Source organism: Streptomyces sp. NPDC014995, from assembly GCF_043080745.1.
In the GTDB taxonomy this organism is placed as follows: domain Bacteria; phylum Actinomycetota; class Actinomycetes; order Streptomycetales; family Streptomycetaceae; genus Streptomyces.
In genome coordinates this window covers 22,883-38,627 of sequence record NZ_JBIBVX010000027.1, presented here as the reverse complement: position 1 = coordinate 38,627, position 15,745 = coordinate 22,883, and the positions used below count along the sequence as shown (strand labels likewise).

The window sequence follows — 15,745 nt, the reverse complement described above, 5'->3', positions numbered from 1 at the left end:
GGCGGACGAGCGGGGGAAACCCTGGCGGGGACGTGCCCACGACTCCGAGCGCGAGCCGGTGTCGCCCCCAAGCGCGGGCTCACGGTGCGGTTCGGGCACTCGCGGGGTCCTACACTCGTTCCCCACTCGCACGGCCGGGCAGTTGCCGCAGGAACTCCCGCGCCTGTGCCCGGCGAAGGGGAGGATGCGAAGTGGAAACGGGGCCGGAGGCGCCGCGGGGGTACGAGGCGCTGGTGCACGACACGAGAGTGCCGGACGCGACCGGAGACGGCGGAAGTGGGCAGGCACGGCTGGAGTTCGCCGCCGGCACGCGCCTGCCGGAACTGATCGAGACGCTGAGGTACGTGTTCGTCACCGACCCCGCGCTGAACAGCGTCCTCCTCGTCCCGGACGGGCGGCCCGTCGGCTCCACCGCGCGGGTCCGCTTCGAGCAGCAGGTGCCCGCGGCCGACCCCTACGACGGGGAAACTCCCCTGCGCGGCGGACTCGGTGCCGGGGACCACGGCACGCTCCCCGGCACCCCCACGCGGTTCACGGCGTACCGCTACCGGTGCGGGCAGTGCGGGCGGGCCACGTACCGGATAGCCGCCGACGAGGCGCCCCCGCTGTGTCCGACGGCCGGTCACGGCGCGATGCGGATGGCGCGGTGAGCCTGACCGCGATCGGGCGGCCGCCCACCGCCGCGCTGGGCGGCCGGTTCTTCGTCATCGGCTACGTACCGGTGTGCGCCGGCTTCCTGTTCGTGCTGCTGCTCGTCTTTGCGGGGGCGCCGGGGGCCGCCCTGGACTGGGGTGCCGCCTGGCGGCGCGTCGGCACGCTGGGCGCGGGCGGGGCCGTGCTGCTGCTGTTCGGCACGATCGTGGTGGCGTTGGCGCTCCACCCGCTGCAACTGTCGTGCGTCAGGCTGCTGGAGGGGTACTGGCCCTCCTGGTGCGGGGCTCTGGCGCGGCGGGGTCTGCGACGTCAGGAGCGAATCCGGCAGCGGCTGTCACGCGCCGCGGAGCTGTCTGGCGACCAACCGCCGGGCCCGGAAGCCGTCCACCTGGCGGGGCTGGCCGACAGCGCGCTGCGCGCCCGCTTCCCGCAGCAGCCGCACCTGTTGCGCCCCACCCGGCTCGGCAACGCGCTCGCCGCCGCCGAGGACCGGTGCGGCGCCCCCTACGGGTGGGACGGGCCGACCGCCTGGCCCCGCCTGTACACGGTCCTCGGCGACGTGGCCAAGCAGACCGTGGAGGACCGGCGCGACGCCCTCGACGCCGCCTGCCGCGTCAGCGTCGTCTCGGCTCTGTGCGCCGCGGTCAGCGCCGTCCTGCTGGCCCGCACCGGCTGGTGGCTGCTGCTCGCGCCGGTGCCACTGCTGCTGTCGCGGCTGGCGTACCACGGGGCCGTGCACGCCGCGCTGGGCTACGGGCAGGCCGTGCGCGTCTGCTTCGACCTGCACCGTTTCGATCTGTATCCGGCGCTGCACCTGCCCGTACCCGGTGACCCGGAGCAGGAGCGCCGGATCAACACCGAGCTGTCGGCCTTCTGGCGGCAGGGCAGGGCGCTGGAGGTGGATTACGAGCACGCCGAGCCGGCGCCGGAGGGGTGCTGCTGCCGTCCGCGCCGGAGGCAGCCGACGCCCGAGGGGACAGGAGGGGGAGACACGCAGTGACGCGCGAGGGACGGGCGGACCGGATGAACTTCGGGAGGCGCTGAGCGGATGCCGTGGGATGACAGCCTGCAACAGCTCGCCGCCGAGGCCGTGGCGGCGTACGAACAGGCCAGGGTGCGGCGCGAACCTCCCGCGGTGGAGCGGGCGCTGGCGCTGGCGGAGGCGCTGCACGCGCGCGTACCGGCGGAGTGTCCGGGGCAGCTGGCGATCGCCGCCCATCTCGCCTCCGCCCTCTTCCTGCTCCGTGCCGAACTCGCCGGCGGCGCGGCGGCGCAGGGCGACCTCGACCGCGCCCTGGAAAGCGCCGAATCGGCGGTCCGCCTGCGCGGACGAGCCGCTGAACCCGCTCCCCACCTGCCGCCGCTCACGCAGTTCCTCGCGCACGTGGCCGAAGTGCGGCGGGCCCGCCTGCGGATCACCGGTGACGCACGCGAACTGGACGGCGCGATTCACGCGGTGCGCTCCGCCGCACGGCACCCCGCTACCGCCGGGCCGGAACGAGCCCTGTTCCTGACCGCCCTGTGCGGTCTTCTCACCGAGCGGCATCTGCTGACCGGAGCGCCGGCCGACCTCGACGAAGCGGTCGGCGCCGGCCGGGACGCCGTCGCAGCGGCAGGCCCGCGGCACGGGCCGTACGCCGGGGCCTGCAACAACCTGGCCCTGGCGCTGCGCAATCGGTACGAACGCCGGGGGGCGCGGGCCGACCTGGACGAGGCCGTCGCCCACGCGCGCAACGGGGCGGAGGCCGCCGCGGACGGTTTCCCGCGCACCGCGTGCCTGAGCACACTGAGTGGTGTTCTGGTCACGCAGTACGGGTACCGGGGCGATCCGCGCACCCTCGACGAATCCATCGCGGCGGGGCGGGCGGCACTCGCCGCGATGGGCCTGCCCCTGCCCGCTCGCGACGAGCATCCGGACGACGCCGACAGGCCGGAACCGCCGTCGGCAGGTGACCCGTCCGGTGCCGTGGCCGTGCTGGTCAACCTGGCCCTCGCGCTGCGCCGCCGTCATGAACGCACCGGTGACATCGGTGATCTCGACGAGTCCGTCGCCGCCGCACGAGGGGCCCTGCGCCTCTCGCCCCCACGCAGCGCGGACCACCCCGCCTGCCTGGACCAGTTGGCCACCGCGCTGCACATCCGCTGCCGACTGACCGGCGACCCGGAGGACTTGGACGAGGCGCTCGACGCCGGCCGCAAGGCGCTGCGGCGCTGTCCGGTCCGGCACCCGTCGCGGGTGATGCTGCTCAACAACCACGCCCGAGCCCTGCGCCTGCGGTTCGAGCGCGACGGCGACGCCGCGGACCTGAACGAGGCGATCGCCGCGGTCCGCCAGGGCTTGCGCACCGTGGCTCCCGAGGACACCGCGACGGCCCTGCTCCACCTCCAGTTGAGCACCCTGGCGCTGCTGCGCAACCGGCTCCTCGCCGACCCCGTCGACGTGGACACGGCGGTCGCCGCCGCGGCCGAGGCCGTGGCGGCCGCCACCCCGGGCGACCCCAACCGGGGCATGTACCTGAACCAGCTGGGCATCGCCCATCAGGAGCGGTTCACCCAACGCCTGGACCCCGCCGACCTCGACGCGGCCGTCCACGCCGGTCGGAGGGCGGTGCGCGCCACCCCGCGCGACCATCCGCTGCATGCGACATGCCGGCAGAACCTCGGCAACACCCTTCTCACCCGCTGGGTCTGGCGGCTGGAGTACGGCGACGGCGACGAACCACGCGAGCGCACCGGGGAAGCACTCCGGCGCACAGCAGCGGACCTGGCCGATCTGGACGACGGCATCGAAGCCCACCGCGCCGCCCTCGACGCGGCGGTGGGCGTCGCCGATCGGGCGATGTGCTCGGCCAATCTGGGTACGTCGCTGCGCCGGCGGTACCAGCAGACGGGCGACGCCCGCGACGCGCGGGAGGCGGAGGTTCTGCTGCGCGAGGCGGTGCGCGCCGGCCCGGCGGGCGGTCCCGTGTACGGCCGTCACCTGTCCGCGCTGGCCGAGCTGTTGAGCGCGCGACACCGGCGCACCGGCGACCGGGACAGCGCGGCCGAGGCCATCGCGGTCTGGCAGCGGGCGGCGCGGCTGCCCAGTGCCGGGGCGGCCGACCGGATCGCCGCGGCCACCTCGTGGGGCGGGCTCGCGGCACAACTCGGTGACGACTGGGCGCAAGCCGTGGAGGGCATGGCCGCCGCCGTGGATCTGCTGCCGCTGCTCGCCTGGCGCGGCCTGGGCCGCGCCCAGCGCGAAGAGCTGCTGGCCGACTGCGCCGGACTGGCCCAGGACGCCGCCGCGGCCGCGCTGGCCGCGGGCCGGCCGGAAGAGGCCGTCGAGCTCCTCGAACGCGGACGGTCCGTGCTGTGGTCGCAGCTGCTGGAGCAGAACACCGAACTCGACGCCCTGCGCGCCGCGGCTCCCGCGCTGGCGGCCCGCCTGGACCAGGTCCGATCCGCGCTGGACGCGCCCGGCAGCACGGGGGCCGCCGCCCTGCCGCCCGCGGTCCCCCTCACCGGCGTTCCCTTCACCGGCGGCTCCGGGGCCGGTGCGTCCGCACCGGCCGTCGCGCAGCGCCCGGCCTGGCTGGAGCAGCACGACGCCGCGGACCGCCGTATGGCACCGGCCCACGCGTGGGACGCGCTGATCGACGAGGTACGCGGGCTGCCCGGCTTCGAGAACTTCCTGCGGCGGCCCCGTCTGCGCGAGCTCCGGTCGGCGCTGCCCGGACCGGTGGTCCTGGTCAACGTCAGCACACTGCGCTGCGACGCCCTGATCGTGACGGGCAGCGCCGTGCGGGTGGTGCCGCTGCCCGGCCTGACCGCCCACGACGCGCACGCACGCGTCGTCCGCTTCCTCACCGCGCTCGACGAGGCCGACCGTGCCGTCGGCGCCGGGGGCATCGCCGCGCGCATGGTCCGCGAACAGACTCTCCTCGGCACACTGGAGTGGCTGTGGGAGGCGGTCGCCGCGCCCGTGCTGGAGGCGTTGGGCCTCACCTCCCCCGTACCGCCGCACGGCCCCTGGACACGGTTGTGGTGGTGTCCCACCGGACCGCTCGCTCTGCTGCCCCTCCATGCGGCGGGACGTCCCGCGGATCCGGGCTCGGACCGGCCCCCGCCCGGCGAGAGCGTCCTGGACCGCGTCGTCAGCTCCTACACCCCGACGCTGCGTAGCCTGGTGCACGCGGCCGCCCGGGGTGGCGGCCGGCGTGGGGACGCTGGTGCGGGGGGAGCCGGACTGCTGGCCGTCGCCGTCGCCGAAGCGCCCGGGCTGCCCGTTCTGCACGGCGTACGCCGGGAAGCCGGAGCGGTGACCCGGCTGTTCCCCGGCCGGGGCCACCTGCTGCTCGACGGACCGGGGGCCACGCGCGACGCCGTCCGCGCCGCGCTCGCCGGGCACGCCTGGGCCCACATCGCCTGCCACGGCAGCCAGGACCTCATGGCTCCGTCCCGCACCGGACTCCATCTCCACGACGGCCTGCTGACGGTGGCCGAACTCGCCACCGCCCGGTCCGAGGGGCCCGGGGAGCTGGTCTACCTGTCCGCCTGCGAGACGGCCATGGGAGGAGCCGGAGTCCCCGACGAGGCGATCACCCTCGCCCACGCCCTTCAGTTCACCGGCTACCGGCGGGTGGTCGCCACCCTGTGGAGCGTCGAGGACACCGTGGCGACGCAGGCGGCCGAGGACTTCTACACCCGCCTGGCCCGCACCACCCCACCGGACCCGGGGCTTGCCGCGCAGTCCCTCCACCACTCGGTCCGCGCCCTGCGCGCACGGATGCCCCACGCGCCCGGCCGGTGGGCGTCGTACGTGCACGTGGGCGCGTGAAGCCGCGGCGCCCGGTCACCGGAATCTCGATCGGGCCGTACCGATGCCGATGCGGGGTACTCGGGCTCGGGCGCCGATGCCGGCGCCGGAACCGCCGTCCGTGCGGTCGACCTACGAGGGAGGAACAGTCATGAGCACAGTGAAGGAATCGGTCGAGGTGGAGGTCCCGGTCCGTACCGCCTACAACCAGTGGACACAGTTCGAGGAGTTCCCGAACTTCATGGAGGGCGTCGAAGAGGTGGCACAGCTCGACGACACCCACAACCACTGGAGGACCAAGATCGGCGGCGTGCGGCGGGAGTTCGACACCGAGATCGTCGACCAGCTCCCGGACGAGAGGATCACCTGGCGCACCACCGGCGGTGACGCCCAGCAGAAGGGCATGGTCCGCTTCCAGCGCCTGGACGACACGCACACCCGCGTGGAGCTCACCATGGACGTCGAGCCGAGCGGGCCGGCGGAGAAGACCGCCGACTGGCTGGGAGTGATCGATCGACGCGTCAAGGGCGACATGCGGCGGTTCAAGGAGTACATCGAGGAGCGCGGCGGCGAGACCGGTTCGTGGCGCGGCCGTGTCACTCCTGGATGAGCGCTCCTCACCGTCGGGCCCCCACCCGACCGCCGCGGCGTCGGCGCGGACGCCCTCCCCACGGCCCTGAGGGAGGCGTCCGCCGGGCTCCGGCGAGCATCACCCCGGGCCGGTCGTTGCCGGCGAAGACCAGCGGACGTTCGTGCGCGCCGGTCGCCAGGACCACTTGACGGGCCCGGATGTGCCACAGCCGCTGGCGGGAGATGCCCGCGGACGGTTCGGGGCATCGGCTCCGAGGTGGTCGGTGCGCCTTTGCAGGGCCAGCACGTAGTTGTCGTCGTACGGCCCGAAGGCCGTGGTGCGGTGCAGGACGACGGCCTCGGGGGCGGCGTCGAGTGCCGCGCCGACCTCGGCGACCCACTCGAGGGCGGTCTGCGCGCCGGCCCGCTCGGTGCTCCCGGAGAGCAGCGAACCGCCGGGCTCGGGCTGGTCGTCGAGGAGGATCACGCGCGCGCCGGAGCCGGCGGCAGCGGCGGCGGCCGCGAGCCCGGCCGGTCCGGCGCCGACGACCAGGACGTCGGTGTGGACGTACTTCTTGTCGTAGACGGCGGGGTCGGGGGCCGGGTCGAGCCGGCCCATCCCGGAGAGTGTGGTGGCGGTCAGGCCGTCGTACCGCTCTACGGTCGTGGCGGGCAGCATGCCCTCCGAGCACGGGCCGTCGAGCTGCACCAGGGCGTTTGGCTCCTCGACGCCCGCGGCGACGATGCCGCGCGGGCGGCCTCGGTAGAGCGACGGGGCGACCTCGACGACGCCGTTCGCGAGCATCGCCGAGGCGACGGTGTCTCCCGGGTGCCCGGTCAGTTCGCGCTCGTCGACGGTGAACCGCAGCACGGTGCCGCGGTCGACGCGGCCCCCTTGCCGGAGCCGGAAGTGCTGGTCGGTCATCGGTTCCCTCCGGCCTGGGGCAGTTCGGGGCGGGGCTCGTCGAGCCGGTAGGCGGCGAGCACCTCGTAGGTGACGGTGTCACGCAGGACGTTGAACCAGCGGCGGCAGCCGGTGCTGTGCATCCACCGCTCGGCGAAGGGGCCCTTGGGGTTGTCGCGGTAGAAGACGTACTCGGCCCACTGCCGGTCGTCGAGGTCCGCGGGGTTCTCGGGGTAGGGGACGTGGGCCTGTCCCCCGTAGTGGTACTCGGTCTCATCCCGCGGACCGCACCACGGGCAGGTGATCAGCAGCACGGTGTCCTTCTCTCGACTTCTCTCAACGGGCTTTCAGTGCGCCACGGCCGCGGCGCCGTGTTCGTCGATCAGTGCGCCCGTCGTGAACCGTTTCGAGGGCGAAGGGGGCGTTCAGCGGGTGCGGCTCGCCGGTGGCGATGGTGTGCGCGAAGGTCCAGCCGGCGGCCGGGGTGGCCTTGAATCCGCCGGTGCCCCAGCCGCAGTTGACGTACAGGTTCTCCACGGGGGTGCTGCCGATGATCGGGGAGGCGTCCGGGGTCACGTCGACGATGCCGCCCCAGGTCCGCAGCACGTGCGCGCGGGCGAAGACCGGGAACAGCTCGACGGCGGCGGCCATCTGCTGCTCGATCACCCGGAAGGAGCCGCGCTGCCCGTAGCCGTTGTAGGAGTCGACGCCCGCGCCCATCACCAGCTCGCCCTTGTGCGCCTGGGAGACGTAGACGTGCACGTGGTTCGACATCACCACGGTGGGGTGCACCGGCTCGTGCAGCTCGGAGACGAGCGCCTGGAGCGGATGGGACTGCACCGGCAGCCGGACGCCGGCGCGTTCGGCCAGCACACTGCTGTGTCCGGCGGCGGCGAGGCCGACCCGGCCGGCGAGGATGCGGCCGCGGCTGGTCTCGACGCCCACGACGCGGTCGCCGTCCTGGGCCTCCATGACGGCGGCCGGGGCGAAGCGCACGGCGGCCACGGGTCCAGCCGCTGAGCGGGAGGGAGAGGGAGGAGGCGGATGTGCTGATCGACGGGTCCGTTGCCATCTGTGCACCCTCATGAGAGCAACTGAAGAGCAACTGATATATTAGCCTGTGAGGTAAGGTATGGGAGCTCGCCGGACAGGTCAAGGGGGCGTTTCATGCAGCAGGTGGTGACCGAGCCCAGGGGCGAGGAGCTGTCCCTCGCCGAGCGCGCCTACCGCGCCATCCGCGACCGGCTCGTCATGCTCGAGATCCGCCCGGGCGCGCCGATCAACGAGGGTCAGCTCGCGCAGTCCCTCGGCGTCGGACGGACGCCGGTGCGCGAGGCACTCAAGCGGCTCCAGTACGAGCGGCTGATCACGACCTACCCCCGGCGCGGGACCTTCGCCACCGAGGTCAACATCACCGACCTGGCCCACATCTCGGAGGTGCGCCAGGAGCTGGAGCCCCTGGCCGCCGCCCAGGCCGCGCGGCGTGCCACGGCCACGGACCGGGCAACCCTGACGGCCCTGCGGCGGGAGCTGGAGAGCGCCGGACCGCGTGGGTACGACGCCGCCGCGCTCATGCACCTGGACCTCCAGGTCCACCGCGCCGTCTACGCCGCCGCGCACAACCCGTACCTGGAGGACACGCTCGTCCGCCACGACAACCTGGCCACCCGCATCTGGTGCCTGTTCATCGACCGCCTGTCCGACATGGCCGGCCACGTCGACGAGCACGGCCCGTTGATCGAGGCGATCGTCGCCGGTGACCCCGACACGGCGGCCCGGCTCGCCCGCGGTCACGTCGAGGGCTTCGAACGGGCCGTTCGCAACGCCATCTGACACACGTCCCGGACGCGTCACCGCCGGACCGGGAGATGCGGCGACGCGTGCGCCGAGGAGGCGTGCGCGACGGCGGACGTCACCGCGGGCCGGTGAGACGCACGCGACGGCGGCGGTCCGGTGTCAGTGCGCGGCGCCCCTCGGTTCCTCCCGGTGCAGGCTTGCTGGCCGCCGCCCGCCTGTGCCGGACGATCTGAGAAGCGTCGGCGGGCGGCGGGGCGGACGGGCGCGCGAGCACTCCGGCGTGCGTCACGGCCGCCGGCGGGGGCGAGGACCGGGCCGGGCGCGGGCGCACTCCTCGGGGCGTCGCGGCCCGACGCCGCCGGGAGCGGTCCGGGCAGGGGGACAGGGCCCGCCCCGACGCGGATGGTGGGCGAGCCCTGTCCGCGGGGTCGATTGTCGGGGCCTCGGGCGGGCGGGGCCACGGGTGCGCGGGGGGCGGCCCTGGTGAACGGCGCACACCCCGTTCGTGTGGATCACACGGGACGCGCGGGAGCCGCGGGCGTGACACATGCCGCAGGTGGGAAGGCGCTACGGGACCCGGTACACACCCACCCCCGCTTGATCGGCCACCCGCCGCGACGACGATACTGGCTCCCGCACGTCGCCCCCCGCTCTCACGAAGGGACTCATGCTCACCTCCCCGCCCGTCCCGCCCCCGACTCCGTCCACGGTGTGGCTGGCCCGCGGCCGCCACACCGGGCCCGCGGCGCCGGACGTCCTGCGCAAGAACCTCCGGTCGCTCAAGGACGACGCGACGATCCAGGACTTCCTGGAGGTGCCCGACGAGGACACCGCCGAGGGGGAACTGACCTTCGAGGCCCGGTGGCTGCTGCCCACCGACGTGACCGTGCGTGCCCGGCTGACGCTCACGCAGTGGTCGGGGCGGGGGCAGGAGTGGACGCTGGTCGCGGAGTCGGAGCGGCCGTGGGACCTGCGAGGACCATCGCCGGCCGCGATGTTCTGGCCCTGGGACGAGGACACCCCGTGGGGCCACGAGACGGTCACCGGGCAGCGCTACCTCGACATCAACCCGCTCCCGGCGGACGACAAGGAGCTGCGACGCACCCTGCGCCAGGCCCTGCGGGACACCTGGACCGTCCACGTCCTGGTGCACGAGGCCATGACACCGGACGAGCGGGGCCGGCGGTCGCTGGTCCCGCTGCTGCCTCCCGGCCTGCACCACCGGGTGGTGGAACACCGCGCGGCACCCCACCAGCTGCGCACGGTGAACTGGGCGCTGCGGGACTTCGACGTGGAGCTGCCGCGCGGCGGCGCGCTGGTGCTGCCCGGCTCGCCCGCCCCGGAGGCGTACGAGGCGGGCGACTTCTCGGTGCGCAGCGTGTTCCTCGACGGCACGCACCCCACGGAGCTGCTGGACGCGGTGACCCGGTACGCCGCCCTGCCCAAGCCGCTGCCGGAGGGCGGCGAGGCCGCGCTCACCGCGCTGCGGGAGCAGTGGCAGCTGCTGACGCTGGAGGAGGAGCTGGCCCGCGAGCGCCGGCTCGTGAAGATGTACGCCGAGGCGCTCGAGGCGATGACGCAGTCCCGGGACCTGTATCGGGAGGCCGCCGAGCAGGCCCACGAGGCGCTGGCCGCCTACCGGGAGGCGGCCGAGGCCGGCGCGCGCCCGCAGCCGCAGCCGAAGCCGGGCGGCTTCCCCTTCCCCCAGCTGGGCCGGACTCTGGAGCGGCTCAGGGAGTCGGCGAAGGGCCTGCGCCCGGCACTGCCGACCGGGGGCGGCTCAGCCGACCAGAACCCCGCAGAGCAGGACAGGCCAGGGCAGGACAGGCCAGAGCAAAACAAACCGGTCCAAAACAGCACGAAGCAGGACGGAACGGAGCTGGACGGCACGGGCGGGGGCCCCGGCACGGCGGCCGACCGCTGACCGATGGCCGCCACCCACGCGTCCGCCGGACCCGTCAGCAGAACAACGGCAGCCGCTCGGCGTCCTCCCCCAGCGCTCGCCGTTCCTCCGGGGTGAGCGGCGCCCGCCCGGTCGCCGCCCGCGCGTAGTGCTCGTCGCTCCAGTCCACGGGCACCGGCCGGCCCAGCAGACCGTCCAGGGTCTCCCGTACGGCGGCCAGGCCGGCGGGCGCGGGGCCGGGCGCGTCGGGCAGGTCACGGACGAGGTCCAGGTGGTGGATGGCGGCCTCGACGACGAGCGTGGTGACCAGGTCGCCCGCGGTGAGGACGTGGCCCTGGGTGGACACCGGGCGGGCGAGGTCGGCCGCGGCGGCCGCCGTGACGGTCGCCGCGGCGGTCTCCAGAAAGAGGCCGCGCAGCTGGCGGAAGTCGAGGAACATGCTCGCGGTCACCCGGACCCAGCGCCGGCCGTTCGCCGCGCCGACCGGGTCGGGCGCCCAGTCCAGCCAGTAGGTGACGGCGTCACGGTCGGGTGGGTCCGGGGTGGGCGAGTGCAGGGCCACCAGTGCGCGCTGCGCGTCCGTGAGGCAGTGGAACAGCAGATCGCGCACCGCCCATCCGGTGCAGGCGGTCGGCAGCCAGGACTCCTCCTCGCCGAGGGACTCCACGACGGCGGCGAGGGTCCCGTAGGTCTCGCGCAGCACAACCACCCGGGGTGCGTCGGGCACTGGGGAATCGGTCATGACGGGCAGCCTAGGAAACCGGCCCGCGGCAGACGCCCCGACACGGCGGCCCGCCGGGTCGCGACGGACCACCAAGTCGCGGCAGACCGCCGGGTCGCGGCAGGCCGTCGCACGCCGTCGCGGCGCCGTCGCCCTCCGTGCCGGTACGTGTCATGCGGCGCGGGCTGGATACGCGGTCCCCACGGCACCACGGATCTTCCGGAAGGATCCACGACATGGGCAGCGAGCACGACCCCGAGGGCGGCACCACCGCACCGCCTCCCCACCGCTCCGACACGACCCTGCGCGTCAACGGCAAGCCGCACACCCTCACCGTCGACCACCGGCGGGTCCTGCTGGACGTCCTGCGGGAGGATCTCGACCTCACCGGCGCCAAGAAGGGCTGCGACCACGGTCAGTGCGGCGCGTGCACGGTCCTCGTCGACGGCCGGCGCGTCAACAGCTGCCTGCTGCTCGCGGTCGCCCTGGACGGCTGCGACGTGACGACCGTCGAGGGCCTGTCCGGCGACGGCGAGGAACCGCACCCGCTCCAGCGGGCGTTCCTGGAACGCGACGCCTTCCAGTGCGGGTACTGCACCCCGGGCCAGATCTGCTCGGCGGTCGGGGCGATCGCCGAGGCGGAGGCGGGCCATCCCTCGCACGTCACCGACGCCCGCGCGCCCACCGGGCCGGTGCCGCTGACCCGGGAGGAGATCCGTGAGCGGCTCAGCGGCAACCTCTGCCGGTGCGGCGCGTACCCGCGGATCGTCGACGCGGTCGAGGACGTGATCCGGTGAAACCCTTCGCCTACGTACGGGCCGGCAGCCTCGCCGAGGCCGCCGACGCCTACGCCTCCCACCCCGGCGCGTGCTACCTCGGCGGCGGCACCAACCTCGTCGACCTGATGAAACTCGGCGTCGAACAGCCCGCCGCCCTCATCGACGTCACCCGGCTCCCGCTGGACGAGGTGCGGGAGCTGCCGGACGGTTCGCTGCGCATCGGGGCCCTGGTGCGCAACAGCGACCTCGCGGCGCACCCGCGGGTCCGCGAGCGCTACCCCGCCCTGTCGCAGGCGCTGCTCGCGGGTGCCTCCGGGCAGTTGCGCAACGCGGCCACCACCGGCGGCAACCTGCTCCAGCGCACCCGCTGCCCCTACTTCCAGGACGTCTCCAAGCCCTGCAACAAGCGGGCGCCGGGCAGCGGCTGCGGCGCCCGCGACGGCGTCCACCGTGACCACGCGGTGCTCGGCCACTCGGAGCGGTGCATCGCCACCCACCCCTCCGACATGGCCGTGGCGCTGGCCGCGCTGGACGCGCAGGTGGAGCTGTACGGCCTCGCGGGTGTGCGCCGGGTACCCGCCGCGGAGTTCCACCGGCTGCCCGGTGAACACCCGGAGCGGGACACCGTCGTCGAACCGGGCGAGCTGGTCACCGGCGTGCTGCTGCCGGCCGCCACGGCCGGGCTGCCGTCGGCGTACCGCAAGGCCCGTGACCGGGCCTCGTACGCCTTCGCCCTGGCCTCCGTCGCCGCGGTGCTCGAGGTGTCCGACGGCGTGGTCGCGCACGCCGGGATCGCCTTCGGCGCGCTGGCGCACCGGCCCTGGCGGGCCCGGCGGGCCGAGGAGGCGCTGCTGGGCGCGGCGCCCACCGCGGCCGCGTTCGAGCACGCCGCCGACCTCGAACTGTCCGAGGCCCGTCCCCTGCGCGACAACGGCTACAAGGTGCCCCTCGCACGCAACCTCGCCGTCGACGTCCTGACGCGGCTCGTACGGCGCCGGGAGGACTCATGACCGCCACCGCGGTGGGCGCTCCCGCCGAGCGCCGGGAAGGACGGGAGAAGGTCACCGGGACCGCCCGTTACGCCGCCGAACGCCCCTTGCCGGGGCGGCTGTTCGCCCGCCCGGTGCCCGCGGCGGTCGCCCGCGGCCGGGTCACGGGCATCGACGTGTCGGGCGCCCTCGCCCTGCCCGGTGTGGTCACCGTCCTCACCCATGAGAACGCGCCGCGCCTCGCCGAACCGGACGACCCCACCCTCGCCGTCCTTCAGGGCCCGCACGTCCCGCACCGGGGCTGGTTCGTGGCCCTCGTGGTGGCCGACAGCCAGGAGGCGGCCCGGGCCGGCGCCGCCGCCGTGCGGGTCTCGTACGCCGAGGAGCCGCACGACGTCACGCTGTCCGCGACGCACCCGGCCGCGTACGTCCCCGAGGAGGCCAACGCCGGGTACCCCGCCGTCCGCGAACACGGCGACCCGGAGGGCGCCTTCGCGGACGCGGCCGTACGGGTCGACGTCGGCTACCGGGTGCCGCCCCTGCACAACCACCCGATGGAGCCGCACGCCAGCACCGCGCACTGGGACGGCGAGCGGTTGACGGTGCACACCTCCAGCCAGGGCACCACGGTCGTACGGGCCGTGCTCGCCGGTCTGTTCGGGCTGGAGGAGGAGCAGGTCTCGGTCGTCGCCGAGCATGTCGGCGGCGGCTTCGGGTCCAAGGGCACGCCCCGGCCGGACGTGGTGCTCGCGGTGGTGGCCACACGGCACACCGGACGTCCGGTGACGGTCGCCCTGCCCCGCCGGGTGCTGCCCTCGGTCGTCGGGCACCGGGCGCCCACCCTGCACCGGCTGCGCCTCGGCGCGGACGCCGACGGCCGGCTGAGGTCCCTCGTGCACGAGGTCACCACGCACACCTCCCGGGTGAAGGAGTTCGTGGAGCAGGCGGCGACCCCCGCGCGGGTCATGTACGCCGTCCCGCACAGCCGCACGCTGCACCGCGTGGTCCCGCTGGACGTGCCCTCGCCGTCCTGGATGCGGGCGCCCGGGGAGGCGCCGGGCATGTACGCCCTGGAGTCGGCCGTGGACGAACTCGCCGTCGCGCTGGGCATGGACCCCCTGGAGCTGCGGATCCGCAACGAACCGGAGACCGAACCGGACAGCGGCAGGCCGTTCAGCAGCCGGCACCTCGTCGAGTGCCTGCGGGAGGGTGCGCGCCGGTTCGGGTGGGCGCGGCGCGATCCCCGCCCGCGCTCCGGCTCCGAGGGCCCGCTGCTGACCGGGACGGGTGTGGCCGCCGCCACCTACCCGGTGCAGGTGGCTCCCTCGACCGCCGCGGCGCGCGCCCTGCCCGACGGGACGTTCCTGGTCGAGACCAACGCCACGGACATCGGCACGGGCGCCCGTACGGTGCTCGCGCAGATCGCCGCGGACGCCCTCGGCGTGCCCCTGGAGCGGGTCCGGATCCGGGTGGGCAGCAGTGACCTGCCGTCCGCCTCGCTGGCCGGCGGCTCCTCGGGCACCGCCTCCTGGGGCTGGCCGGTCCACGAGGCCTGCGTACGGCTCGCGGAACGCCTGACCGGGTTCCCCGGGCCGGTGCCCGAACAGGGCCTGGTCGAGCACGCCGACACGGCCGGCAGGGCGGACGCCGAGAGCCCTTACGCGCGGCACGCGTTCGGGGCGCACTTCGCGGAGGTCGCCGTGGACACGGTGACCGGCGAGGTGCGGGTGCGGCGCCTGCTGGGGGTGTACGCGGCGGGGCGCATCCTCAACGCCAGGACCGCCCGCTCGCAGTTCGTCGGCGGCATGACCATGGGCCTGGGCATGGCCCTGACCGAGGGCAGCACCATGGACGCCGCCTTCGGCGACTTCACCGAGTCCGACCTGGCGTCCTACCACGTGCCCGCGCACGCGGACGTGCCGGACATCGAGGCGCACTGGGTCGAGGAGGACGATCCGCACCTCAACCCCCTGGGCGGCAAGGGGATCGGCGAGATCGGCATCGTGGGCACCGCGGCCGCCATCGGCAACGCCGTCCACCACGCCACCGGCGTCCGCCTGCGCGAACTGCCCCTCACACCCGACCGGGTACTGACGGCCCTGCTGGAGCCGGGCCACTGACCCGAGGGCGACGGACTCGGCGCCGGGGGCCGCCCCGGACGACGGACCGGCGCCCGGGGCGGTCCGGGCACCAGTCGGATGCCCGGTCCCGGCGCCCGATCCCGGTCCCGGCGCCGGATCCCCTCCCACGTCCGCAAGCCCACGCCCCACCCGCCCGAGGGTCCGGTCCCGCGACCGGGTCGCCGGCCGCCGAGGATGTGGGCGGGCGGTGCGAGCGCCGCCGGCGGCGGTGGCCGCGGCCGGCGGGCGTCGGTGGGGCGGGCGTCGCCTCGGCCGGGAACGACAGCGCCACCACGTCGACGCGGCCGGCGAGGACCTGGGCGCCGCGCGCACCGCCACGACACGGGGCAGCGCGAGGCGGCGGACCGGAACGAGCGAGAGGGCCGGCAGGAGGCGGAGCCAGGAGCGGGCGCGCGCCGCCGCGAGGACGGCGAGGGGGGACGCCGTCCCCGTGCCACGGGACCTGCGCGGGCGCCGCTCAGCGCCGGTGTCACCGCGCCACCCGGGTGA

11 protein-coding genes and 2 pseudogenes are annotated in these 15,745 nt (G+C 75.1%); 9 read left to right on the top strand and 4 right to left on the bottom strand.

The window, feature by feature from the left end; all coding sequences use genetic code 11:
* The first annotated feature begins 191 nt into the window (after nucleotides 1-191).
* The 4 genes from ACF1A1_RS37160 to ACF1A1_RS37145 all read left to right on the top strand — a co-directional run bounded on the left by ACF1A1_RS37160 (nucleotide 192) and on the right by ACF1A1_RS37145 (nucleotide 6,062).
* A complete protein-coding gene (locus tag ACF1A1_RS37160) occupies nucleotides 192-650 on the top strand; it encodes a hypothetical protein (protein WP_392006309.1) in 459 nt (152 codons plus the stop codon).
* Complete coding sequence (locus ACF1A1_RS37155) at nucleotides 647-1,654, top strand: hypothetical protein (RefSeq protein WP_392006307.1); 1,008 nt, start codon at nucleotides 647-649, stop codon at nucleotides 1,652-1,654. Before ACF1A1_RS37160 ends, ACF1A1_RS37155 begins: the two co-directional genes overlap by 4 nt.
* A gap of 48 nt (nucleotides 1,655-1,702) precedes the next feature.
* Entirely contained in the window at nucleotides 1,703-5,473 is a 3,771-nt protein-coding gene (locus ACF1A1_RS37150) for a CHAT domain-containing protein (protein ID WP_392006305.1), read from the top strand.
* A 130-nt stretch (nucleotides 5,474-5,603) separates the two neighbouring features.
* Nucleotides 5,604-6,062, top strand: a complete 459-nt coding sequence (locus ACF1A1_RS37145; protein ID WP_392006303.1) for an SRPBCC family protein — start codon at nucleotides 5,604-5,606, stop codon at nucleotides 6,060-6,062.
* 76 nt (nucleotides 6,063-6,138) lie between these two features.
* Here ACF1A1_RS37145 and ACF1A1_RS37140 read toward each other — a convergent pair.
* The 3 genes and pseudogenes from ACF1A1_RS37140 to ACF1A1_RS37130 form a co-directional block, all read right to left on the bottom strand.
* Nucleotides 6,139-6,947, bottom strand: a pseudogene (locus ACF1A1_RS37140) (2Fe-2S iron-sulfur cluster-binding protein); the annotation flags it as partial.
* Nucleotides 6,944-7,240, bottom strand: a complete 297-nt coding sequence (locus ACF1A1_RS37135; RefSeq protein ID WP_392006301.1) for a sarcosine oxidase subunit delta — start codon at nucleotides 7,238-7,240, stop codon at nucleotides 6,944-6,946. The gene ACF1A1_RS37135 and the pseudogene ACF1A1_RS37140, both read right to left, overlap by 4 nt.
* 33 nt (nucleotides 7,241-7,273) lie before the next feature.
* A pseudogene (locus ACF1A1_RS37130) lies at nucleotides 7,274-7,871 on the bottom strand (FAD-dependent oxidoreductase); the annotation flags it as partial.
* A gap of 222 nt (nucleotides 7,872-8,093) precedes the next feature.
* On the opposite strand from ACF1A1_RS37130, the gene ACF1A1_RS37125 reads away from it, so the two are divergent.
* Together ACF1A1_RS37125 and ACF1A1_RS37120 are read left to right on the top strand one after the other, a co-directional pair.
* A complete protein-coding gene (locus ACF1A1_RS37125; RefSeq protein ID WP_392006299.1) occupies nucleotides 8,094-8,759 on the top strand; it encodes a GntR family transcriptional regulator in 666 nt (221 codons plus the stop codon).
* Between the two features lie 631 nt (nucleotides 8,760-9,390).
* Entirely contained in the window at nucleotides 9,391-10,647 is a 1,257-nt protein-coding gene (locus ACF1A1_RS37120) for a hypothetical protein (protein ID WP_392006297.1), read from the top strand.
* Between the two features lie 34 nt (nucleotides 10,648-10,681).
* On the opposite strand, the gene ACF1A1_RS37115 is transcribed toward ACF1A1_RS37120, so the two are convergent.
* A complete protein-coding gene (locus ACF1A1_RS37115; RefSeq protein ID WP_392006295.1) occupies nucleotides 10,682-11,368 on the bottom strand; it encodes a maleylpyruvate isomerase N-terminal domain-containing protein in 687 nt (228 codons plus the stop codon).
* Nucleotides 11,369-11,583: 215 nt separating this feature from the next.
* Here ACF1A1_RS37115 and ACF1A1_RS37110 point away from each other — a divergent pair, with 215 nt between their 5' ends.
* The 3 genes from ACF1A1_RS37110 to ACF1A1_RS37100 are packed head-to-tail and all read left to right on the top strand — an operon-like array spanning nucleotide 11,584 to nucleotide 15,235.
* Nucleotides 11,584-12,144 (top strand): (2Fe-2S)-binding protein, encoded by a 561-nt coding sequence (locus ACF1A1_RS37110; RefSeq protein ID WP_392006293.1) that lies wholly within the window; start codon nucleotides 11,584-11,586, stop codon nucleotides 12,142-12,144.
* The gene (locus ACF1A1_RS37105) at nucleotides 12,141-13,136 is read left to right on the top strand and encodes an FAD binding domain-containing protein (protein WP_392006291.1); all 996 of its coding nucleotides are present in this window, start codon (nucleotides 12,141-12,143) and stop codon (nucleotides 13,134-13,136) included. Before ACF1A1_RS37110 ends, ACF1A1_RS37105 begins: the two co-directional genes overlap by 4 nt.
* A complete protein-coding gene (locus ACF1A1_RS37100; protein ID WP_392006289.1) occupies nucleotides 13,133-15,235 on the top strand; it encodes a xanthine dehydrogenase family protein molybdopterin-binding subunit in 2,103 nt (700 codons plus the stop codon). Before ACF1A1_RS37105 ends, ACF1A1_RS37100 begins: the two co-directional genes overlap by 4 nt.
* Nucleotides 15,236-15,745 lie beyond the last annotated feature (510 nt).